This window comes from Pseudomonas sp. SGAir0191 (assembly GCF_002812565.2).
GTDB classification, from domain to species: Bacteria; Pseudomonadota; Gammaproteobacteria; order Pseudomonadales; family Pseudomonadaceae; genus Aquipseudomonas; species Aquipseudomonas parafulva_B.
Map to the genome: position 1 here is coordinate 4,261,452 of NZ_CP025035.2, position 22,342 is coordinate 4,283,793.

General features: G+C 61.7%; 16 protein-coding genes and 1 pseudogene. 4 read left to right on the top strand and 13 right to left on the bottom strand.

All coding sequences use genetic code 11. From position 1 onward, the window contains the following. Positions 1-86 precede the first annotated feature (86 nt). From CWR53_RS19085 to CWR53_RS19115, 7 genes are all read right to left on the bottom strand, one after another. Complete coding sequence (locus CWR53_RS19085) at positions 87-1,274, bottom strand: EAL domain-containing protein (protein ID WP_100852250.1); 1,188 nt, start codon at positions 1,272-1,274, stop codon at positions 87-89. Beyond that, the gene (locus CWR53_RS19090; RefSeq protein WP_100852251.1) at positions 1,271-4,099 is read right to left on the bottom strand and encodes an ATP-binding protein; all 2,829 of its coding nucleotides are present in this window, start codon (positions 4,097-4,099) and stop codon (positions 1,271-1,273) included. The genes CWR53_RS19085 and CWR53_RS19090 overlap by 4 nt, the downstream gene beginning before the upstream one ends. 46 nt (positions 4,100-4,145) lie before the next feature. Further along, positions 4,146-4,913 (bottom strand): molecular chaperone, encoded by a 768-nt coding sequence (locus CWR53_RS19095; protein ID WP_258313168.1) that lies wholly within the window; start codon positions 4,911-4,913, stop codon positions 4,146-4,148. Beyond that, complete coding sequence (locus CWR53_RS19100; protein ID WP_100852252.1) at positions 4,903-6,252, bottom strand: fimbrial protein; 1,350 nt, start codon at positions 6,250-6,252, stop codon at positions 4,903-4,905. Before CWR53_RS19100 ends, CWR53_RS19095 begins: the two co-directional genes overlap by 11 nt. After that, positions 6,249-8,840 carry a fimbria/pilus outer membrane usher protein gene (locus CWR53_RS19105; protein WP_100852253.1) on the bottom strand — a complete coding sequence of 864 codons (2,592 nt, stop codon included), beginning with the start codon at positions 8,838-8,840 and terminating at the stop codon, positions 6,249-6,251. The genes CWR53_RS19100 and CWR53_RS19105 overlap by 4 nt, the downstream gene beginning before the upstream one ends. Next, positions 8,824-9,579 carry a molecular chaperone gene (locus CWR53_RS19110; protein WP_058603112.1) on the bottom strand — a complete coding sequence of 252 codons (756 nt, stop codon included), beginning with the start codon at positions 9,577-9,579 and terminating at the stop codon, positions 8,824-8,826. Before CWR53_RS19110 ends, CWR53_RS19105 begins: the two co-directional genes overlap by 17 nt. Before the next feature lie 73 nt (positions 9,580-9,652). After that, positions 9,653-10,198, bottom strand: coding sequence for a fimbrial protein (locus CWR53_RS19115; RefSeq protein ID WP_078479122.1), 546 nt, complete (start codon positions 10,196-10,198; stop codon positions 9,653-9,655). A 146-nt stretch (positions 10,199-10,344) separates the two neighbouring features. Between CWR53_RS19115 and CWR53_RS19120 the strand changes: the two genes are divergently transcribed. Further along, positions 10,345-11,301, top strand: coding sequence for an arsenic resistance protein (locus CWR53_RS19120; protein ID WP_100852254.1), 957 nt, complete (start codon positions 10,345-10,347; stop codon positions 11,299-11,301). Positions 11,302-11,307: 6 nt separating this feature from the next. Here the strand turns inward: CWR53_RS19120 and betT are convergent, their stop codons facing one another. Further along, entirely contained in the window at positions 11,308-13,281 is a 1,974-nt protein-coding gene (gene betT / locus CWR53_RS19125) for a choline BCCT transporter BetT (RefSeq protein WP_100852255.1), read from the bottom strand. 164 nt (positions 13,282-13,445) lie between these two features. Continuing rightward, entirely contained in the window at positions 13,446-14,330 is an 885-nt protein-coding gene (locus CWR53_RS19130) for a homocysteine S-methyltransferase family protein (RefSeq protein WP_181405445.1), read from the bottom strand. Positions 14,331-14,448: 118 nt separating this feature from the next. Here CWR53_RS19130 and CWR53_RS19135 point away from each other — a divergent pair, with 118 nt between their 5' ends. Then, positions 14,449-15,270, top strand: coding sequence for an ABC transporter substrate-binding protein (locus CWR53_RS19135; protein WP_100852257.1), 822 nt, complete (start codon positions 14,449-14,451; stop codon positions 15,268-15,270). Continuing rightward, on the top strand, positions 15,267-16,088 hold the full coding sequence (locus tag CWR53_RS19140) for an amino acid ABC transporter permease (protein ID WP_100852258.1): 822 nt from the start codon (positions 15,267-15,269) through the stop codon (positions 16,086-16,088). Before CWR53_RS19135 ends, CWR53_RS19140 begins: the two co-directional genes overlap by 4 nt. A 70-nt stretch (positions 16,089-16,158) precedes the next feature. Here the strand turns inward: CWR53_RS19140 and CWR53_RS23600 are convergent, their stop codons facing one another. The 3 genes and pseudogenes from CWR53_RS23600 to CWR53_RS19150 form a co-directional block, all read right to left on the bottom strand. Beyond that, positions 16,159-16,662 carry a methyl-accepting chemotaxis protein gene (locus CWR53_RS23600; protein WP_258313254.1) on the bottom strand — a complete coding sequence of 168 codons (504 nt, stop codon included), beginning with the start codon at positions 16,660-16,662 and terminating at the stop codon, positions 16,159-16,161. A gap of 96 nt (positions 16,663-16,758) precedes the next feature. After that, positions 16,759-17,601, bottom strand: a pseudogene (locus CWR53_RS23605) (PAS domain-containing protein); the annotation flags it as partial. Next, entirely contained in the window at positions 17,574-19,349 is a 1,776-nt protein-coding gene (locus tag CWR53_RS19150) for a sensor domain-containing phosphodiesterase (protein WP_058603119.1), read from the bottom strand. The gene CWR53_RS19150 and the pseudogene CWR53_RS23605, both read right to left, overlap by 28 nt. Before the next feature lie 211 nt (positions 19,350-19,560). On the opposite strand from CWR53_RS19150, the gene CWR53_RS19155 reads away from it, so the two are divergent. Next, a complete protein-coding gene (locus tag CWR53_RS19155) occupies positions 19,561-21,516 on the top strand; it encodes an ATP-binding protein (RefSeq protein WP_100852260.1) in 1,956 nt (651 codons plus the stop codon). A gap of 27 nt (positions 21,517-21,543) precedes the next feature. Here CWR53_RS19155 and CWR53_RS19160 read toward each other — a convergent pair whose 3' ends face one another. After that, on the bottom strand, positions 21,544-22,065 hold the full coding sequence (locus CWR53_RS19160) for an AAA family ATPase (RefSeq protein WP_100852261.1): 522 nt from the start codon (positions 22,063-22,065) through the stop codon (positions 21,544-21,546). Positions 22,066-22,342: the final 277 nt, after the last annotated feature.

Genomic DNA, 22,342 nt, shown 5'->3' on the forward strand with positions numbered 1-22,342 from the left:
GGTGAGAGTGCTCTAACAGACACAAAATTCATGCCATATAGCGACATATTTACGTGGCTGAAACGTTTCTTCGAGCGTCCGTTTTCTTATTCGACGCTCTGCCCATTTAGCAAGGAGAGCATGTTGTCTCGGTCCACGGCTGGGGAGATGATGAACCCCTGCACTTGGTGACACTGAGCCTTGCGGACAACCTCCAACTCATCTCGCGTTTCAACACCTTCTGCTACTGTCACCAGCCCCAACGCGCGCCCTAGGTGGACGGCACTGGCCAAGGCGATGGCCATGTCGGGGTTGCATGCACAACCATTGACCAAGGAGCGATCGATCTTCATTTCGGTGAAAGGCGTGGAGATCAGGTTGGAATAGGAACTGTACCCTTTGCCGAAATCATCCTGTGCCAGGCCGAAGCCCATCATGCGCAGCCGGCACGTCCCTGCAAAGTAATCGCTGGAGCGCCGGGTGGTCGACGTTTCTGTCAACTCGAAGGTGATGGTCCTGGGGTCGGCCCCTTGTCTTCGAACCTTTCGGTGCAGGGCGTCGACCAGATCGGAACGGTCCAGCAGGTGGGTAGGCAGATTGATCGAGACCGGCAGCCTGTATCCTTCTGCGGCCCAAAGCGATTGAGCGGTGAGCGTTTGCTCAAGCATGTTGTACAGCAACTGCAAATCGAGACTTGCAGCCTCCAAATCGGCCAGAAATGCCCGCGGCAGCAAGAGACCTTCGGCCGGATGCAGCCATCTGGCCAGGGCCTCGGCACCGACGATCCTGCCGTCGAGCATGGATTTCTTGGGCTGAAACCACGCCTGGACCTCGCCCGCCTGCAGTGCGCGGGTAAGCGCGCTGGCCGAATGACCACCCGAACAGGATCGAGGCTGCAAGTGGCCTTGAGCGCAGGCGCTATCCATGTAGCGACGCAATGCAGCGACATGATGCGCCTGCACGGGCTTGCTGATCATGCCGGCCAGGCGGATCCCGAGGTTTTCGGCGACCTTGCCAACACCTGCGAGCACGCGCGTAGAAGCCGCGGTCATCAGCCCCAGCGCCGGAGGCGTCGGTAGCAGGCTCATCTTCTGGATGAACTGTACGCCGTCCAATTGCGGCATCATCAGGTCAGTGACGACAAGGTCGTAGGCCTGGTTGCGCAACTGCTCGATCGCCAGGTTGGCATCGGCTTGCAGCGCGACGTCGAACCCTCCGACGGACCGGAACAGCTGTGCCAGGTGCTGGTGTTGAAAGGGGTGATCCTCGACGATCAAGACGCGATAGATCATCAGGCCGCGCCCTTACGGTACGGCAGCAGGCACTGGTAGAGCGCGTGCAACGTGAAGGGTTTGACCAGAAACTGATCCATTCCGGCGCCCAGGCAACGCTCCGCCTCATCGAGCATGGCGTTGGCGGTGGCACCCACGATGGGTATGGCATGGCCCTGTTGCCGCAGGTGCTGCGCCAACTGGTACCCGTTGATCCTGGGCATGTTCACATCGGTCAGCACCAGGTCGAAGACCTCCTTCTGACACAGCGCCAGCGCTTGCTCGCCATCATTGGCAAGGGTGACCGTGCAGCCGAGCTTCTCCAGCTGGTCCCGCAATATCAGCTGGTTGATGACATTGTCCTCAGCCACCAGCACATGAATGTACAGTTTGGTTTCGATCATTGCCTGACGGGCTGTCGCGCTGTGTCGAGCCTCGATGCCCTGGGCTTGGCTCACGGCCTGGTTGAGGCACTGAAGATTGTTCAGCCCCACCTGCCAGCATTGAGCCGAAGGACGCGAAAGCGCATGCTCATCGGCGCAGGCCACCACCAAGGGGCCAGGCCATTGCCCGATGACAGCCGAGCTGGCAGGCCCTGGACATAACTCGACCAGTACGATGCCCGGCTCATGACGTACGTCCGGCACGCCAATCGCCTGCGCCCGGGCACCCCAGCGACGCAGCCACCCAGCGGCATGATCGGCCAGTTCGGGAACAGGTGAATAAACCATCACGCCTTGGTTGAGCAATGGCTGGGCCCAGCTCTGATCTTCATCGAGCGCCAATTGCCCGAGCGGCAGCGTGAACGAGAAGCTGCTGCCCAGGCCCGGCTCGCTGAACACACGAATCGACCCGTTCATCAACTCGACCAGCCGCTTGCAGATGGACAGGCCCAGGCCCGTCCCTGCCACCGTGTTGGTACTGGGACCACTTTGGAAGAACGGCTCGAACAGGTGTTGCTGGTCCTGCTCGGGGATGCCCTGCCCCGTGTCCACTACCTGCCAGCGCAGCATCATGCGCTCTCCTTCTACCCCAACCAGATGAAGCCTGACCATGATCCGGCCACTGCGGGTGAACTTGACCGCATTACTGAGCAGATTGCCAAGGATCTGGCGGGTACGCGTCGTGTCGCCCACCACCTGTTCAGGAAGTTGCGGGTCCATGCAGCTGAGCAACTGCAAACCTTTGGTCTGTGCAGCACCCATATAGCCCTGCATGACGTCCTGGGTCAGCTCGACGGGTGAGAACGCACTGACTTCCAGCGCCAGTTGCCCGGCCTCGATCTTGGACACATCCAGCACATCGCAGATCAGCTGCAGCAAGGTGGCCGATGAGCCTTCGATGGCATTGAGGTACCCCCTTTGCTGGCTATCGAGGTGAGTGCGTGAAAGCAGTTCGAGCGTTGCCAGCATGCCGTAGAGCGGGGTGCGGATTTCATGGCTCATGGTGGCCAGAAACAGTGTTTTCGCTTCATTGGCAGCATCGGCCAGCGCCCTGGCCTGTTGCAGCGAAAGCTCGGCGGTTTTTCGTTCGGTGATGTCGCTGAAGGCGCAGATCAGAACATCTTCCCGTCGATAGCGGGTAGGTGCATAACTCAGACACAGGTGACGACCATCGGCCATTTGCAGCTCTTCTGTGCAACTGGTCTGCGCAGGCTTGCCAAACGCACGGGTAATCCAGTCCTGACAGGCTCGGGTTCGCTCATCGCCCATTACAAGCCACTGCTCGCTCAGCCGATTGGCCAGCACTACCGCACCGTCACGACGACGCAATACACACAGCGCAACCGGGGCGGTGCGGATGACGGCACTGCTGAACGCTTCGCTTTCGACCAATGCCTCGATTCGAGCAGCTGCCGGGCGGATGAGCCGCAAGTCGACCCGGCGGACTAGCCACAGCATCAACAGTGTGACGGCGACACTGATCAACACTGCCAGCCCGAACGGCAGAATCAGCGCTGGGACGATAGAGCCCAAGGGCGTGCTGTAGATGATCTGCCAATCCGAATGGTCGAGCTGTTTGCGAATGCTCAGGCGATCCGGGAGCCAGTAGCCGCCTTCCCAACCGAAACCATCATCCACGCGCGTTGCCGTATGGCGCTGGGAAGTCAATTGCTGCTCGCGGTCCTTGCTGGCGATGATCTGGCTTGCACTGTCGACCAGCTGGAATTCACCCGCCTGCTCATGGCGCAACGCTGCGACCAGCTGCGGGCCCTCTACTTCAAGCCCCAGCCAACCTGAAGCGCGGTCGCGCTCATCCATGGCAATGAAAATGTAGAGCGAGGGCGGTTTATCGTCTCCAGGGTCCGCCAGCCAGATTTGCTCATTCTCAGGTTCGCCGGGCGATCCGCGCAGGCGTTGCAGCACGGCGTTGGGGACCAGGGGTAGGACCTCGGGCCGGCTATAGAGCCACTGCACCGACGCATCCAGAGCGTGCGGCACGTATACCAGGTTGGTCTGCTTGGTGCGCAAAAAATCCAGCATGCGCGGCGTCAGCCACAAGCTCCAGGTACCGCTGGGCTGACGGAGAACAATATGGACTTCCTCGCCCGGAATGTAAGTTTCGCTATCGCTATCGCTGGCAGTGGCAGCGTGCTTGACCGTCGAGAGCCCCAGCGACTTGAGCAAGGTCTGACGGCTGACAAAGAAATCCTGGGCGTTGAAGATGGCCTCGTTCATGTACCTGCGCCGGGACGAAATCTCCTCGTTCAGGGTCATGCGCATGTAACCGTAGGCGCCGACATAGACACCCGCTACGAGGGTGATCGCAAACAGGCGTAAAAGATTACGCGCTGCAATAGGCGTCGACAGGTTCCACTGGGCGGCAGGTAACAGGTTGGCTAGCTTCATGCAGCCAGCCTAGGGGCGGGACGGATGGACCTGAATAAGACGAGTCTCAATCTGGCGAGAAGGCAGGCGACCCTGCTCCATCACTGATGGGCACCAGATGCCTAATGGGCCGTTCACCATTGTGGGCATTGCCATCATCGTCCAGCCATGAAAAACGAAATGTTGCGTCGCTAGGCACGGTGGCCGGTGCCGTCTGCCGTTGCGTACTGAACGGTGCCAGCAAGGGCGCATCCAGAACGATCGAGCCCTTGCCTTCGCCGATCTGCGCGTGGGAGAGGGAGATGTAGAACGGCGTCGGATTGCGCAACTGCACACTGCGACCTTCGGCTATGACGACCAGGTGCGAGGGTGCCCGCTCGGCCTTGCTCGACAAACCCTGGGGCCGGTAGATGACTTTCAACTGAGTGCGAAGCGTGATCGTCAGGCGCGTCGCACCCTCGTCCAGCACCTCGGTCGGCCGAGGTGGAATCTCGTACACATTAAGCCAGTACAACGACTCTCGATCCTGGGCAAGCACCCGCCCGGTCGTGACGAGGCGCACGCTTCGCTGCTGTTGGGGTTCAAGCCTGAACATCGGGGGAAGCGGCATGATCGGTGCGCTTGCGGTGTCCGGCGTGACAGCCAGGTCCCCATTGTCGACCCAGGTCTGGACCACGACCGGATAGGCGTTTTGATTGACCAGTGCCAGTGAGGTTTCGCGCTGGCCTTCATGCACGATGACCTTCGTCCGCTCGGCAGTGACCCCAGCGTTGGCGAGCGTGCAGCTCAGCATAGCGACCAGTAGCAGCAGACGTTGCCCACAGCTACTGAACACGTATCACCACCTGCGCTGTGGCCTCGACCCGGCCAGGCCTTACGGTAGGCAGGGTGCCGGTGGAGAGTTTCTCCAGACGGGCTCGGAATGTCTCGGTGTACTGGCCGATGCCATTGACGCTACCGGTCAGGTTGGCAGCGCTGCTGATCACCGGGTACCAACCCCGGCCAGCCGCACCACTGCCATTGGCAGAATCCTCATTGGCCAGCAAATTGATGGGCGCACCGCCGCGCAGCAGCCGTATGCCTACTCCCTGCGCCACACCTGCCTGGCCATAACGGTCCGCCAGCAGGTAGGTCAGGCCGCCCTGGGCATTGACCAGGCCCAAGGAAGAAGACGCAGCCAGGGCACCGGAGGAAACCTTGATGCCAATGGCCGTACCGTTGGCGCTGGTGCTGTTCACGATGTTGCTCTGGCAGCGAAAGTTGATCTGAAAAGGCATTTCGCGGCGGCCGCCCGCGTTGATTTCGCTCACGCTGATCGAGGGAAACACTACATAGGGGGTGACACTGGTGACGCTGCAGGTGGGATAACGCTTGAGCGTGACCTTGTTGTACAAGCCCAACGCACCAGGCCAGTTTCCGTACCAGCCACTCCAGTTTCCATAATGCGTTTGACCCACTGTCGGATAGGCCAGCCCTGGGCCCTTGATGGCGATGTAGGCCGCCGGCTGTGCGTAGCCGTAAAGCTGCGATGAGACCGTTTCGCTGTAGTAGTTGTAGCTGGGGTCTTTCGGCGCACTGAACAGCTCCGCGCGAACGGCACTGAGGTTCTTGGCCTTGACCAGCTGATACCCTCGCGAGTCGGTGTCCAGCCCCGTGAGCCGCCGCTCTTGCCAGACGTCGGTGAACAGTTGGCCGGTTTCCAGGTGAGTCAGGCGCAACAGCACATTCGTCCAGGCTGTCCGGTAGGCGCTGCGCAAGCCCAGGGTGTTGCCGACGCTGTCGCCCCCCTGGAACCAGCCGCTGTAGACGTCGTCACCGTTGGTGGAAAACATCTCGTAAACCGCATCTTGGGCCTCGCAGCGGAAAAACACGTATTCCGGGTTGAATCCGGCCGTAGCACCATACTGGGTGAAAGGCGCCACCGAACTGGCAATCAACGAACCGTAGGGCTGAAAGCTGGGGTCGCTGACATTGATCACGCTAGGTAAGCCCAATGAGCCATTGCAAGTATCACAGCCACCGGCCCACGCACCGGCAGTGCCCTCGCCGGGCCGGATGGCATCGTTGGCCGTGGTAGTGGCGGCGCCCACGTAGGTGACCTTGTAACAGGTCGCCCAGGCGTTCTGAACGGTTGCGAACACAAAGGCTGCCAACAGCCAGGCCCTGAGCGTCATGAGGGTTCCTCGTTAGGCGTGCATGTACTTTTCAGATGAATGAAGCCCTGGCTGTCATGGGCGTTGCTGCTGTTGACGTCGAAGGGCAACAGGCATGCCTGGTCAGGGCCTGAGCCCCAGCGGACCTGCAGGCGCCCGCTGTCGGCCTGGGCGCGTGCATACACCTGCCCGCCCTGCCCCACCATGCCAATGACGGTGCCCTGCTCGTCCAGCACATCGGCGCCCAGCGCAATGGCACCGCCGCCTGGCAAGCTGGCCTGGATCAACAGGGCATGGCCGATCAAGGTCTTGAAATCGACCAGCACCGCAGCACCGGCGTAGGGCGCGACCTTTCGTTCCGTTTCGATCAGCTCGGCCTGGTCACCCATGCCGCTGGGGTCGAGCCCTACCGGGTTGTACCGGTAGGGTGACAGCGAAGGCACCACCGCGTAGCCATCCGCATTCACACGCGCCCCCTGCCCACCCCGGATGATCGCGCCACCTGCGCCCTTGGCCCGCACCAGCGCGAAGGTGTCCCCCACATAGGGCCCCAAGGTCAGGCCGCCTCCATGCAGGACGGCTGCCCCGCGAATGCCACCATTGACCTGCCGGTAATCGGCGCTTTGCGAGTAACCGCCGTTGAATGTGGCAACGGCGCTTTGTGCCTGGAGATTGCCCGTCCAGTTCGTCCCGCGTCCGGCGCTGTCACGACTGGCCGCGATTGCGTAGCTCATGTCGCGCTGGGCTCCCAGGGTGCCGTTGATGCCCGTCTGGAAACTGCTGCCCTTGGTATCACCTGAGCGCTGCGTCAGCATCGAGCTGATACTCGGTGCCCGGGTCGAGCTGCCCAGGGGCATGGAGAGCGTCAGCGTCAGGGTATTGGTGCGATTGCTGGTGTCGTGCTGGTCTGCCTGGTTGGCGAAATCGGGCACGGCAGCACTGGTCACCGTGTCCCGGTACCACGTCGTGCGCTGGCGTGAATAGGCCAGGCTGTAATTGAGTTGCCGCCAGGTGTTGGAATAACCGAACTGCACCTGCGTATCACGGCTTTTGCCGTCGTAGTAGTCGCTGCTCGAGCCAGACAGATACAGGTTTCCGTATCCCCCCAGCCCTTGGTTGACCAGCAAGGTCAGTTGATTGCGCTGCTTGAAACTGGTCGAGTCCCAACTGTCACCCCGCTCGGAGGCCTGCCGCGCACCCAGCGCATCGGCCAGATCCCGGTACCCTTGGGTTGAGTATCGATACCCCGCAAGGTTGAGGGTGGTGTTGGTGGGCTGGAAGGTACGGCTGTAGCTAAGCCCCATGCGCCAGCCTTGCTTTCGCTGTTGGTTTTCAACGGTGGCACTGGAAAACGTGCTGTTGACGCCGAAGGCGCCATAGGGCGTTGCCAGTACGCCACCGCCCAGCACGGCCAGGTAGTCCTGCGCTACCCGAGCGCCCAGGTTGGCCGAAATTGCATTGTTAAGGCCCCGTTGGTAAGTAGCCTCGGCAAAAGCCCCTTGGTTCGCACCGGTCTGGCGTACCTCACCCAGCGTGGCGCTGTAGCGAGAGATGCCGGGGCGGATGGAGTCGGGCACCGCCGCATAGGGGACAGTGAAACGCGTGATGCTGCCGTCGGCCTCGATTACCTGCACATCCAGGTCACCGTTGTAAGCCGTACCGTACAGGTCGTCGATAACAAAGGGTCCTGCCGCCACCGTGGTTTCATGCACCTTGCGGCCATTCTGGCTGATCACCACGCGAGCGTTGCTCACCGCCGTGCCGCGCACCTGCGGGGCATATTGACGCTGTGAGTCAGGCAGCATGCGATCGTCACTGGCCAGGCGCACGCCCCGAAAGCCGATGCTGCCGAACAGGTTGCCTTCGGTGAAGCTGTCGCCGACCGTCAGTTCGCTCTGCCAAGGGGCAATGGCACGCTGTGCATACGTGCGAATGCTGTTCCAGCGGCTGACCGCAGTGCCCCCAAAGCTTGAGTAGCTGTAGTTGGACTGGTGCCGCAAACGCCACAGCCCGACGTTCACGCCCGTGTTCAGACCCAGGTAGCCGTAGTTGGCCGCCTGGCTTGCTGATGCTTCGTAGCGAGAGTTGTAGAGGCTTGCGTCGTAGTTGACGAAGCCCATCGTGCCGCCTGCGTCCCAGTCCTGCGGATCGACGTAGCCGCGCGGCTTGATGTCGAGCAATGCCTGGGGCACGGAGAGGTCCAGGCGCAGGCGGGCTGAATCATATTGAAACGTTGCCCCCGGTAGCCGCGTGCTCAGCGCCAGGCACTGGGCCGCGTCGGCGGTAGGCGTTTCAAGCGTGCGGGCGTTCATGTGTTGATGCAGGTACCGTTCGGAAAAACAGGGCTCGACGACATCGTCTTGCAGTCTGAAACTCACTTCGCTTCGGTTGACGTAAAGCGTGTTCACGTACACATCGACCAGGTAAGTACCCGGGTCGATCTGCTGCGCTCGATTGAAACGCTCCAGGCTGCCACCGGCCAGACCCGAGCCAAGCAACAGGCTGTCGTCGAAGCGGTACTCACCTTCGCCATGGGCCAGCCGGGCCATCATCCAGGCGAGGCCGCCCAGCAGGACCGAGGTGCGCCGCAGATTAGCGCTGCAAGCCATGAGTGATGCCCACACGTGCACCGTAGTCGTTGATCAACTGCGCGTTGAGCTGCGCCGCTGTACCTGTGAGCGCTCCGCTGGCCTCTGGCGTCCACTGCACCGAGCCGTAGGGCGGCACCATGGCAGCATGCAGTTTCACCTGTCTGTTGCCGACAGTGATCGTCGCCGCCCCGAACGAGGCATGGAAGCCCGTCGGATTGTCGACGAGCACGTGCCAGCTGGCGCCGTTCTCGACCAGACTGAAACCTAGTTTTTCAGGCAACTGCTCGGCCGTACCGGCGATGCCAGCAGGGCGGTAGAACAGCTTCAGGCGATTGCGAAGGATCAGCAGCATCTGGCTTCTGTCGGCCTGTGCGGCATTGCGCGGGGGGATCTGGAGCACGTTCAGATAGAACACCGACTCGCGGTCCTGAGGGAGCGCCGCGCCGGTATAGATGAGCCTCAGGGATTGTCCGCTGCCCGGAGCCACGCGTGACACGGCCGGATTGACCATGAACGGCGCCTTGGCAGTTTCTGGCGTGGACGCAGGGTCATCGACATCCACCCAAGCTTGCACGACATTGGCGAAGGGGTCCTGATTGGTGAGCTGCAGGGTTTTTTCCTTCGCATTACCGGGGTAAATGACCCGTGTACCCGTCACTACCACGCTGGCCTGGACGAGGGACGCGCCCATCATGCCGAGCACGAAGGCAAGCGCAATGGCGACCAGCCTGAGCCGACCCACTGACAAAGTTCTCATGCGGATATCTCGAAGGCCTGCCGCCCTGGATACGAGCCCCAGGGCGGCAGTCGGAAAAAGTGGCGTGCGCCAATTACTCGTAACGCAGGGTGTAGGTGACCGCGCCGAGCACAGGGCCTGCAGTAACGGTGGCGGCCTCGGATACGTAACGCACGGCATAGTCGTGGCTTGTGGAGGTCTGGCCGGAACTCAGGATGATTTGTCCGGCGCTGACGGCCGCACCTCCTGCCAGGTTCACCGGGCTACCGCCGGGTGCGTCGAGCAACTGCAGTGCAACGCCGGTCGCGCCATTGGTGGCGGTGTTGGTCAGGTTACCCAGCGATGTCGGGTTGGTGGCCTGGAACAGCGTGGTGAATTGCTCGTTGGCATCGGTCGGTGCGGCGCAGCCGGTCAGGCGCAGGGTGAATTTGGTCTCCCCGGTGTTTTTGCCGGTGCTGCCGCTCAGCGCACTGGCTGGCACGCTTTGCATGACGACGGTTGGCTCGGTGTTGCCATCGACGACAGCAGAGCAGGTCTGATCGGTGACTTCTCCGCTGAAGGTGATGGTGTTGGCCGCGTTCGCCAGGCCGGGAACGGCCATGGTTGCAGCTGCAGCGAAAGCGATAGCGCGAATATTCATTACAGCGTCCTGTGGTTGTTATGTGGGCTGCGCATAGAATGCAGCCCTGGCGCTGTTGGATAACTCAGACGAGTCTTAAAACGGCCACACGCGCTCGATTGCCGCATCGCGCTACAGCGCTGCACTTTTTCCAAGCAGGTACGTTCTTGACCAGAGACCAACTCGAAACCCGGCAGACACCCCTTTATTTCGCCACCGTGCTGGTGGCCATCGCCTTCGGCCTTGTAGCCGATGCCAGTGCCTCTGTCCTGGAAGCACTGATCACGCCAGCCATCGCCGTGCTGATGTACGCCATGTTCCTGCAGATACCCTTTCTGCACCTGCGCGCGAGCCTGGCCAATCGGCGGTTCATGACTGCCTTGCTCCTGGCTAACTTCGTGCTGGTGCCCGTCCTGGCGTGGGCGTTGACCCGTGGGCTGACAGGCCACCCGGCCTTGCTGATCGGCGCCCTGCTGGTCCTGCTGGCGCCCTGTATCGACTACGTGGTGGTGTTCACGCACATGGGCAAGGGCGATGCACGGCTCATGCTGGCCGCCACACCCGTGCTGTTGCTGCTGCAGCTGGTACTGCTGCCGCTTTACCTGGCGCTCATGCTTGAAGACGGCGACCACATAAGCCTGGCGCTCGGGCCTTTCTTGCAGGCGTTCGTGCTGATGATCGTCGTGCCGTTGGCCTTGGCGGTGCTGACCAGTGCACACGTGGCCAAATCAGAGCGGGTCAGTCGCTGGAACGACGCCTGGGCCTGGATGCCGGTGCCGGCGATGGCACTCGTGTTGTTCGTGGTGATCGCTTCGCAGATCGGCATCGTGTTGCAGGCGCTGGATCAACTGCTGCCCGTGGTGCCGGTGTTTCTGGGCTTTGCGCTTTTGGCACCGGTGATTGGCTGGGCGACGGCACGGCTGATGGATTTGCCTGTACAACAGAAGCGCGCCGTCATGTTCAGTGCTTCGACGCGCAATTCGTTGGTGGTGTTGCCGTTGGCGCTCGCCTTGCCAGAGCAGATACGAACGCTGGCAGCGGCGGCGGTGATCACGCAGACAGTGGTCGAACTGATCTGCGAGCTGGTGTACGTGCGGGCGTTTCCAGTGGTCGCCCGCACGTAGGCGGGTTCAGCTGACCACGTGCAGGTAGTGCAGGTGGCGCTCGTACTGGTCGAGGATGTCGCCGATCACATCTTCACGGCTCCAGCCCATGACATCGTAGTCCTGCCCGCCTTCGCGCAGGTACACCTCGGCACGGAAGTACTTGCGTGCATCGCTGTTGTCATCGGCATCACGCATGACGAAGCTTGGCGTATTGAAGGCGCGAGGGCGAACCTCGTATTTGAAGCGGCCCTCACCGGCATGAGAAAGCTCCAGCGTGATGCGGCCGTCTTCGCGCTCCTCCACCGTCACTTCGTAGCCCTGCTTGCGCAGCTCCTGCGCCACTTCCTCGCACGCGGGCTTTACCACCTCTCCAATGAAGCGAGTGACATGGGCCCTGCGCGGCATCATCGCGATATTGCGCAACCGACGCTGCCAGCCGCCGTGGTTCTGACGGCCCTGCCGCTGGCCCGGCAACGCCTGGGTTCGCAAACCACGCCGTGTGGCATCCAGCCCCAGTGCCTTGAACAGCCCCCACATGGAAAACAGCAAGATGATCGCGAACGGCAGGGCGCTGGCGATGGTGGCAGCCTGCAAGGCCTTCAAACCGTTGGCCAATAGCAGTGCAATGGCCACTGCACCCATGCTGACCGACCAGAACACACGTTGCCAGAGCGGTGAATGTCCCCTGCCAGACGAAGCCAGCATGTCCACCACCAAGGCGCCCGAGTCCGCTGAGGTGACGAAGAACACGACGACCATCAGCACCGCCAGCATCGAAATGGCCGTAGACCAGGGGAAATGCTCGAGGAACGCGAACAAGGCCAGCGAACTGTCCTGATCGACCACCGTGGCCAGGTCCTTGATGCCGCCGTGCAGGATCATGTGAATGGCCGAATCGCCAAATACGGTCATCCACAGCAAGGTGAAACCTGCCGGTACGAACAGCACGCCACAGACGAACTCACGAATGGTGCGACCACGGGAAATCCGTGCAATGAACAGCCCGACGAAGGGCGACCAGGACAACCACCAGCCCCAGTAGAGCAAGGTCCAGCCACCAATCCAGTCGGTGGGTTCATAAGCGAACAGGTTGAACGTCTTGTTGACGATATCGGACAGGTACGCACCTGTGTTCTGCACATAGGCCTGGAGCAGGAAGACCGTAGGCCCGACTGCCAGGACGAAGATCATCAGTACCACGGCAAGACCGAGGTTGAGCTCCGAAAGAATCCGGATACCCTTGTCCAGGCCGCTGGCTACCGACAGCGTGGCCAGCGCACAGGTGACGGCGATCAGGATGACCTGGATCGTGGTACTGATCGGAAGGCCGAACAGCTGATGCAGGCCGCTATTGATCTGCAGCACACCGTAACCAAGCGAGGTCGCCACGCCGAACACGGTGCCCAGGATGGCGAAGATATCAACCGCATGGCCAATGGGCCCGTAGATACGCTCCCCGATCAGCGGGTACAGCGCCGAGCGCAGGGTAAGCGGCAGCCCGTTGCGAAAACTGAAATAAGCCAATATCAGCGCCACGATGGCGTAGATCGCCCAGGCATGCAGGCCCCAGTGGAAAAAGGTGATGTTCATCGCTTCGCGGGCTGCAGCCACCGTATTGGGGTCACCCACAGGCGGATTGATGAAGTGCATCACAGGCTCGGCCACGCCGAAGAACATCAGGCCAATGCCCATGCCCGCCGAGAACAGCATGGCGAACCAGCTCTTGTTGGGGTAATCGGGCTCGCTGTGGTCCGGGCCCAGCTTGATATCGCCGTAGCGGCTGACGGCAAGGAAGACGACGCTGATCAGCACCAGGGCGACGGTAAGGATGTAGAACCAGGCTGCATTGGTGACGATCCATTGCTGAACATGCTCGAAGACGCTTTGGGCATGCTCCTGGAAAAGCGTGGCGTATAAAACCAGCAACAGCACCAGTATCGCACTGGTGAAAAAGACAGGTGGGTTGATGGTGCTCCTGCGGTGTTGTTCTTCAGGCATAGGCATTGCTCCTTCTGGCGTTCAGCGCTGCGCTCCATGGTTGGGCAGTCAGAACACGACTGCCCGTGGCGCATGATGAATGGAAGATGCTGAAACCTTACCGTCAGTTCCGGCGTTTCCCAAACTTAAACGCTTCGCTTGCTTTGCAGATGCCCTTGAACCCGTCAGCCGAGGCGCTGTTTGAGCTCGGCAATGTGCTCAGGGCCAATGCCGCAGCAGCCACCTACCATGCTGGCGCCGCGTGCACGCCAGTCCTTGGCCCAGGCCAGGTAGCCCGGTGGGTCCAGGTCTTCGCGCAGTTCGTCCAGCCCGTCGTTGGCGGTGGCTTCCTTGGGCTGGGGTGGGAAGGCGTTGGCATAGGCACCGATGGCGACTTCGCCACCTTGCTGATCGATGACCGAACGGGCGACATCAATGGCCGCGCCGATCACTTCTGTCTGGCTGCAGTTGAACAGCACCGCTGCTGCGCCCAGTTCGATCACCGCCTGCACGGCATCGGCCACCGGCTCACCGGAGCGCAGGCGCGGCACCGTATCGACGTCTTCATCCTGCAAGGTGAAGGACACCCAGAACGGGCGACCGTCCTCGGGCAGGTGGGCACGTATGGCGCGGACTTCAGCGATCGCGCTCTGGGTTTCGGCAAGCCACAGGTCAACGTGTGGCGCCAGGCCCTCAAGCAGCGGCCGCAGGACTTCCTCGACGCGCTCAGGCTGGAACAGGTCGGGACGATAGGACCCGAACAACGGCGGCAGCGAACCGGCCACCCTCACCGGGTGCGGGCCGGTGTCGGCTGCGTGGCGGGCCAGTTGCCCGGCAACATTGGCCAACTGCCGGCCTTCTTCGGCAAAGCGCGCTTCACCAATGTGGAAGGGGACGACCGCGTAGCTGTTGCTGGTGATGACCTGAGCACCTGCGGCAATGAACGCCGCATGCACCCCCACCACCGCTTCCGGCGCCTCGGTCAACGCCAGTGCAGACCACTCTGGCTGGCGGAACGGCGCACCACTGCGCTGCAGTTCGCGGCCCATGCCACCGTCGAGAATCACCATCGCTCGCTCTGTCATATAACTACTCTGAAGGTGCTTATGAATAAAATTCATTATGTGGGTTAGATATATAACTATTTAATACCCTAATACTCATTTGGCCAACACTTCAGGTATGAACATGCGTTTTTCCACATTGCTCGGTGCAAGCCTTGCGCTGCTTGCGACCGCCACCCAGGCTTTTGCCGGCGCCACGCTGGAGCGGGTCGAATCACGCAAGGAACTGGTCAATGTACTGATGGAGAGCTATCCCCCGTTCTCGTTTCTCAATGACCAGAACCAGCTCGACGGCTTCGACGTGGACGTCGCCAAGGCAGTGGCGGACAAGCTGGGCGTGAAGCTGCGCCTGGAGACGCCTTCCTGGGATGTGATCGCCGCCGGTCGCTGGAGTGGGCGCTACGACATCTGCATCTGCTCGATGACCCCCAGCAAGGCCCGCGCCCAGGTGTTCGACTTCCCTGTGGAGTACTACGCCTCCCCGGCTGTCATCGTGGTCAATGCCAAGGATGACCGCATCCACGGTGCAAAAGACCTTGATGGGCGCAAGGTCGGCCTGACCAGCGCGTCGAGCTATGAGAGCTACCTGAACAAGAATCTGGTTATCGAGGGCGACGAGGGCCGAACCCTCGACTACCCCTTCGACTTCGTGCAGATCGCCCCGTATGACACCGACAATGTGGCGTTCCAGGACCTAGGGCTGGGCGCGGGCGTGCGCCTGGATGCAATCCTGACCAACCTGGTCACGGCCAAGCCGCGCCTGGACCAGGACAAGCGTTTCAAGCTCGCCGGTGCGCCGTTGTATGAAGAACCCAACTCGGTCGCCATCGAGAAGGGCGACCCAGAGTGGGATGCCAAGGTTCGCCAGGTGTTCGCCGAGCTCAAGGCAGACGGCACCCTGAGCAAGCTGTCGCAGAAGTGGATCGGCGCCGATATCAGCAAATGAGCACGTTTCCGCCCTCCCCCAAGCCCGTGGCCAGTACCACGGGTACACGCCTGCTGGGTTTTCGCACACGGTTGATGCTCACCTGGCTGGTGATGTTCGCACTGTTCGTCGGGTTCTTCCTGAGCTTCGACCTCAAGTTTTCGATCATCCTGGAGAAGTTTCCCAACCTGGCCGGTTTCAAACTGGGGCCCAATGGTTTTCTGCAGGGTGCAGCGCTGACACTGTTCCTGTGCGTGTGCTCGATGGTGGTGTCGGTGGCGTTGGGCTTTGCCGCCGCGCTGGCACGCTTGTCCGGCAGCGCGGTGCTGGTGGGTGTTGCCAGTTTCTACACGTCGTTTTTTCGCGGTACACCGCTGCTGATCCAGATTCTGCTCATCTACCTGGGCTTGCCCCAGATAGGCCTGGTGCCCGGCGCGATCAGCGCCGGTATCATCGCCCTGTCGCTGAACTACGGCGCTTACCTCAGTGAGATCTTCCGCGCGGGTATTCTGGGTGTTGCCCGCGGCCAACGGGAAGCGGCGCTGGCGCTGGGCATGCGCCCGCCGCAAATCTTCTGCCACATCGTACTGCCGCAGGCCATGCGGGTGATCATCCCGCCAACCGCCAACCAGTTCATCTCCATGCTCAAGGATTCGTCGTTGATCTCGGTGATGGGGGTGTGGGAAATCATGTTCCTGGCCCAGTCCTACGGACGGTCGAGCTACCGCTACCTGGAAATGCTGACCACTGCGGCCGTGATCTACTGGGTGTTGTCGATCGCGCTGGAGCTGGTACAGGCGCGCCTTGAGCGGCATTACGGCAAGGCCTATCAGCGCTGACGGTGCCTAGCGCCTGCCCCTGGCCAGGGGCAGGCGTTGCGTTCATCGGCAGCCGTGCTGCCGGATCGGACTAACGCCCCGCCTCCGCCACCAGTTTCGAAGAGAATTGGCCCACGGCGGTGACCACTTCCTGCGCACCTGACTGGATTTCCGTGATCACGGTACCCGCCTGCTGGGCCAGGCTCAGGCCCAGTTCAGCCTGTTTCCTGCTCTCGACCATGCTGTGTACCGCCTCCTCCACCAAGGCGTTGTTCTTCTGCACCACCTCGACGATTTCCTGGGTCGCAGCACTGGTTCGCCCGGCCAACTTGCGAACCTCGTCCGCCACCACGGCAAAGCCCCGGCCTTGATCACCGGCACGCGCGGCTTCGATGGCCGCGTTCAGGGCCAACAGGTTGGTCTGCTGGGCGATGCCGCCGATGGTCGACACGATGGACGTAATCAGGTGCGACTGATGCCCCAGTGCCTCGACGCCAGTGGACACATTCGAGACCTGCTCGACGATGCGGTTCATGGTTTCCACCGTGTCCCTGACCGCCTCCGCGCCGCGCTGGGCCGAGCTGTCAGTCTTCATGGAGATCTCATAGGCAACGTCCGCCGCCGAGCTGACCTGTTTCTCGCTCTCGACCTGAGCGGTGATATCCACCGCAAACTTCACGACCTTGTACAGCCGCCCGCGGGTGTCGCGCACCGGATTGTAGGAGGCTTCGAGCCACAACTCGCGACCGCTCTTGTCGAACCGCTGAAAGCGCTCAGCAACGAAGCGACCGTCGTTGAGGCTGGCCCACAGTCGCTGATAATCCGCCGACCGGGTGTAGGCCGGATCGCAGAAGATGCTGTGATGCTTGCCGACGATTTCCGGGAGCGTGTAGTTCACCGTATTGAGGAAGTTCTGGTTGGCGGTGAGTATGGTGCCGTCCAGTGCGAACTCGATCACCGCCGTGGACCGGGAAAGCGCCTTGATCAGCTCGTCGTTTTCACGGGCCTTGTCGATGGCGGCGGTGACCTCGGTGCCGTAGGCCGTCATATGGGTCACCTCGCCGCTGGGGGCCTTGACCGGGCACCACGCCGCGCGCATCCACACCAGACGCCCATCAGCCGCGATGTAGCGGTAGTCGTCGCTCACTCCAGTGCCCTGGCTCATCGCGGTCTGGAAGTCCTTGTAGCACGGCAAGTCCTTCACATAGTCAGGCGTGAGCGCGCCCATCGATGTGCCGACAAGCTTTGAAGCGTCGATCCCCACGAAGCTGGAAAACCGCGGGTTGACGGCCGTGATCAGCAGGTCGCGGTCCACGGTGATTTCAAGCATCTCTGTGGACCTGCTCTGTTGCGCAGCCCTGAGCCCATGCAGCTCCCGTTTGAGTGCCTCGACCTCATCCCTAAGCGCTTTGTTGAACATGGCGATCCTCGTCATTGCGGATGACAACTGTTGGGATTGAACAGGCGCTGACAGGCAGCGCACACCGAGTGCTGCTTCACCTAACGTCAGGCTTGCCGCGGCTGACGCAACCATGCAGCCAGGTCATCTGCCGGGAGGGGCCTTGCGTAATAATAGCCTTGCCCTTGATCACAGCCCCACCCCCGTAGCACATGATGGTGCAGGTCCGTCTCCACACCCTCGGCCACCACCGTCAGGCGCAGGTCGCGCAGCAGGCTGACCAGCCCACGCACGATGTGCCAGTCATTGCCGCCAGGCTGCAGTTCGGCGAGCAGGGAACGGTCGAGCTTCACGCTGGTGGCGGGGATTTTGCGCAGGTAGATCCAGTTGCTGTAGCCGCTGCCAAAATCGTCGATGCCGATCGAAATGCCCAGGGCGCGGAAGCGCTGGAGCTGCTCCTGCACGGCATCGAAGTCGGCTACCAGGGCGCTTTCGGTGAACTCGAGCTCCACCAGGCTCGGGTGCACCTGGTGTCGGGCCAGCGCTCGCGTGACATCTTCGTACAGCTGACCATCACCCAGATCGAGGGCCGAGATGTTCAACGAGACCTGCAACATCAGGTCGCTGGCCTGCCACTGGGCAATTTGACGGCACACCTGTTCCACCACCCAGCGAGTTATGCCGCGGATGGAAGCGGTGGTTTCCGCCAGCGGAATGAACTCTGCCGGGCTGATCACGCCCAGTTGCGGATGCGTCCAACGCAAGAGTGCCTCGACCGCCACGCAGCGGTTGCTGCCAAGGTCGATCCTGGGCTGGTAGGCCAGGCTCAACTGGTCGGGTGCCAGCAGTGCGGCTTCCAGGGCATTGAGTATCGCGGTGTTGCGCCGCAGGTTGGCGTCCACCACCGGGTCGTACGCCAACCAGCGCTGCTCGCTCTTGCGAGCGGTGTCGGTCATGCTGGCTAGCAGTCGCAGGATATCCGGCGAGGCGCTGGCGTCCACGCCCAGCGTCAGGACACTGATACCGACATCCGGCGTGACCGGTATGTGACCGCTGCGCAGTGGCCCACCGAGCGAAGCCACCAGCGTCTGAAGCCAACCGGCAAGAAAACTGGTATCGCATGCATCAATGACCGTCATGAAGCCCAGGGTACTGGCCCGATAAAGGCGGCAGCCGGGCGGAAGTGCTGTGAGCAGCACTTCTTTGACTGCCAGCATGAAATCGGTGAAGAACTCGATGCCCAGCGCCTTGAACAGTCGGTCCATACCCGCAGCCGACACCGGCTCGATGAAAACAGCCACCTGGCCGGCCGTCACGGCACCTTCCTTGAAGTCCGTCTCGAAGCGCCGCCGATTGGGCAACCCGGTCATCGGATCGTAGAAGTTCTGCCGGTGGATAGACTGCAGGCGGGCCACCACCACTTTGGCGGCGTTGGTCAGCAGATTACGGTCGCGCTCCGACAAGGCTTGGCGCGTGGCATGGTCGATGATGCACAGCCCACCCAGGCTGACGCCTGGCCGAACGATCAGCGGTGCGCCAGCGTAGTAGCGAATATGGGGGGCCGATTGCACAAGCGGATTATCCACCGTGCGCGGGTCCTGCAGCGTGTCGCAGATCTCGAGCACCGTTTCCTGGCGCAGGCCATGGGCGCAGATGGACATTTCGCGCGGCGTGCGGTCGTCGGCCATGCCGATCTTGGCCTTGAATACCTGGTAATCGCGGTCGACGATGCTGACCAGCGCGGAAGGGACGTCAAAGTGCGCACAGAGCATGTTGACAACGCCGTTGAGCACCGGATCCTCTCCATTTGCCAGGTCCGATGTAAGGCGGTCCACTTCAACCAGGCGCAAGCGCTCGTCTCGAAGGGTCGTCAAGTTGTCCATGAAAGCTCCGGTCGCGGTAACAGCAAATTCTAGCCCAGAAGGCACATTGCCAGCTTAGCTGTGATGAGTTTCTCTCGACAATTGAGCACCCCAACCGGTGGTCGGCCAAAAAATCTATTGGACGCCTGCGGTCAGCTAGCCTAAAAGGCTGTCAGCCGCGCTTGGCACGGCAGATCGCTTAGATGATGCTCAGCCTGTTACGGAGTCAGCCTTGGCCTGGTTCAAAGAAAGGATTACCGCCATCCTGCAACGCCTGCGACGTGCCGAACCGAGCACGGCCAGCCGCTACGTGGGCGCCGCGTTGATCATCGCTGCGTGCTCCCTGGCGCGCGCGCAAATGTCGCCTGTCGCGCTCCCCTACCTGTTTTTCATTCCTGGGCTGATGCTGATCGGGTTCTGGTTCGGCGCAGGTCCGTCCCTGCTGGGCTGCATCATGGCGGTACTGATCGCCCAGTATTTTTTCATCGGGCCGCTGGGTTTCGATGCTGACTGGGCCACATGGGCCAACAGCCTGAGTTTTGGCGTGGTGACCTTCGCCATGGCGGTGGTATGTGCTTCGCTCAGGCGTAACCTGAGCGCCGTGGAACGGCTCAACGATACGCTCGAGCAGCAAGTGCAACACCGAACGGGGGAGCGCGACAGCCTGTGGAACGTATCCCCCGACCTGATCTGCACGTTGTCCGAAAACGGCCAGGTGCTGTCGGTGAACCCGGCGTGGCAGGTAGAAACGGGCTTCACTGAAGAACAGCTCAAGACTGGGACGTTCTACAGTTTCATCTCTCCCGCACAATTGGCGAACGCATTGCGCGAGCTCAACCACAAACCCATTGTTGAGCTCGACACCCAGAGCGTGCGCCACGATGGCCAACCCTTGCTGCTCAATTGGCGTATTGCCGGGTTCGAAGGCCGTTACTTCGCCGTGGCGCGGGACGTCACCCAGTATCGCGAACGGCAGCAGGCGTTCGAGCAGGTCAGCCAGCAATTGCAGCAAAGCCAGAAGATGGAAGCGCTCGGGCAGCTCACCGGGGGCCTGGCCCATGACTTCAACAACCTGCTGACCGTGATCACCGGCACGCAGGACATGATCGAACAACGCCTGGCGCAGGGTCGGCACGACGAACTGGGCCGTTACCTCTCGTTGGCCAGGACTGCCACTCGCAAGGCCAGCACCCTCACCCACCGCCTGCTGACCTTCGCCAGGCGGCAACCGCTGGCCAGCACCACGGTCGATGTGGTGCTGCTGGTGGACGACATGAAAGAGCTGCTGGCCAGAACCCTTACACCCAAGATCGAGTTTCAATTTACCCCATTGCCTTCGCCAGCCTTGTGCTACTGCGACGCCCACCAACTGGAAAATGCGCTGCTCAACTTGTGCATCAACGCACGTGACGCCATGCCCCAAGGGGGCCGTTTGCAGGTGCGGGTCAGCAAGGTGACAAGCGGCACGGCTGAGCTGGAGCAGCTTGGGCTACGCGCGGGCGACTACATTCAGGTAAGCGTCACCGATACGGGCCTGGGGATGCCAGCCAGCGTTGCCGAGCGGGCCTTCGAACCGTTCTTCACCACCAAACCGCTAGGGTCGGGCACGGGTCTAGGGCTGTCGATGGTCAAGGACTTCGCTCGCCAGGCGGGCGGTACGGCAGTGATCGAATCGGTTATGGGCAGCGGCACCACGGTCAGTCTGCTGTTGCCCGTTCACCTGGAGCCCGTCCGGTCGAGCGTCACAGCGATCACGCACGCCACCCTGGCGTCCCGCACCGACAAACGCGGCAGTGCACTGGTGATCGAAGACGAGGGCGCGATCCGGGAGCTGGTCGGCGAAGCCTTGAAGGAGCTGGGCTTTGAGGTAATCGAAGTCACTCATCCTGCCGATGCGCTGCACCTGATCGAGCAGTGCCAAGACCTGCAGCTTGTGGTGACCGACCTGGTCCTGCCCGGCGGCCTGACGGGGGACAACATCGCCCACGGGGTGCGGGCGCGGGTGCCGGCGATGCGAGTGCTGTTCATTTCAGGGTTGATCGAGGCGCCCGCCAGCCTTACCGAGCAGCAGCCACATACACGCTTGCTGTCCAAGCCCTTCACGCTCGGTCAGTTCAAGGCGTGCGTCGAAGGGATGTTCAGTGACCAGGATGCACCCTCGCTGCTGGACCAGGCCGAACGCCGCTAGCGCCATGGCCGACAAGCGTCACATACCTCAGGGCTGCGAATCGATCGACGCCAGAAACTGACGCGTCTGCCGGTTGGAGCGCAGGTGCACGACCCGGCACCCCGCAGGCGCCGTCGCCATCAGGTGCTTGATCTTGTCCTGTGAAGAATGCCGCGTGGACCAGATGAACCGGATGAAGCCAGGCAAATTGCGCAGCGACTCGGGGCAGTCATCTGGCAGGTCCGGGCGGGTGCGGCCCAACTGGGTCAGGGTTCTGACCAGCACACGCCACAATCGGACCGTCAGGGAACGGTCAATCCAGATAAGCATTTCGGCCCTGGCAAGACGGTTGTCCCAGGTCGCCGAATGCCCGCCCTCGAAGATCCACCGTTCGCGCGCCTCCACTTCATGGCACAGGCGGGTCTTTTCGTCCCGGCTGCGCTCGACCCAGCCGGGTAGCCAGTGAATGGTATCGATATGCACGACCGGCAAGCCGGTTCGCTCGCCCAGGTGGCGAGCCAGCGTACTCTTGCCGGCGCCCGGTTGACCAACGATCATGACGCGTTTCATGGGGACTCCTTTTCAACCCGCCATTTTGAACGTCAGGTCAGCGATGTAAAGCCGCGTTGCGCTGGCAGACAGTGAGTCGAATGGTCTGAAGCCGGGACGCGCCATCGAGTGTATGCAGGTCAACGCCAGCACATCCTGAAAACGACAAAGCCATCCGGTCCCTGACGGAACTCGGATGGCTTGAAGGGATGCAGCCTGCTGCGCACGTTGCAAAGGCAACGTCAGCCGCTGGGCTGCATCAAGGGGCCACGGGGCAGCAGGCTACCCCGCCGTGCCC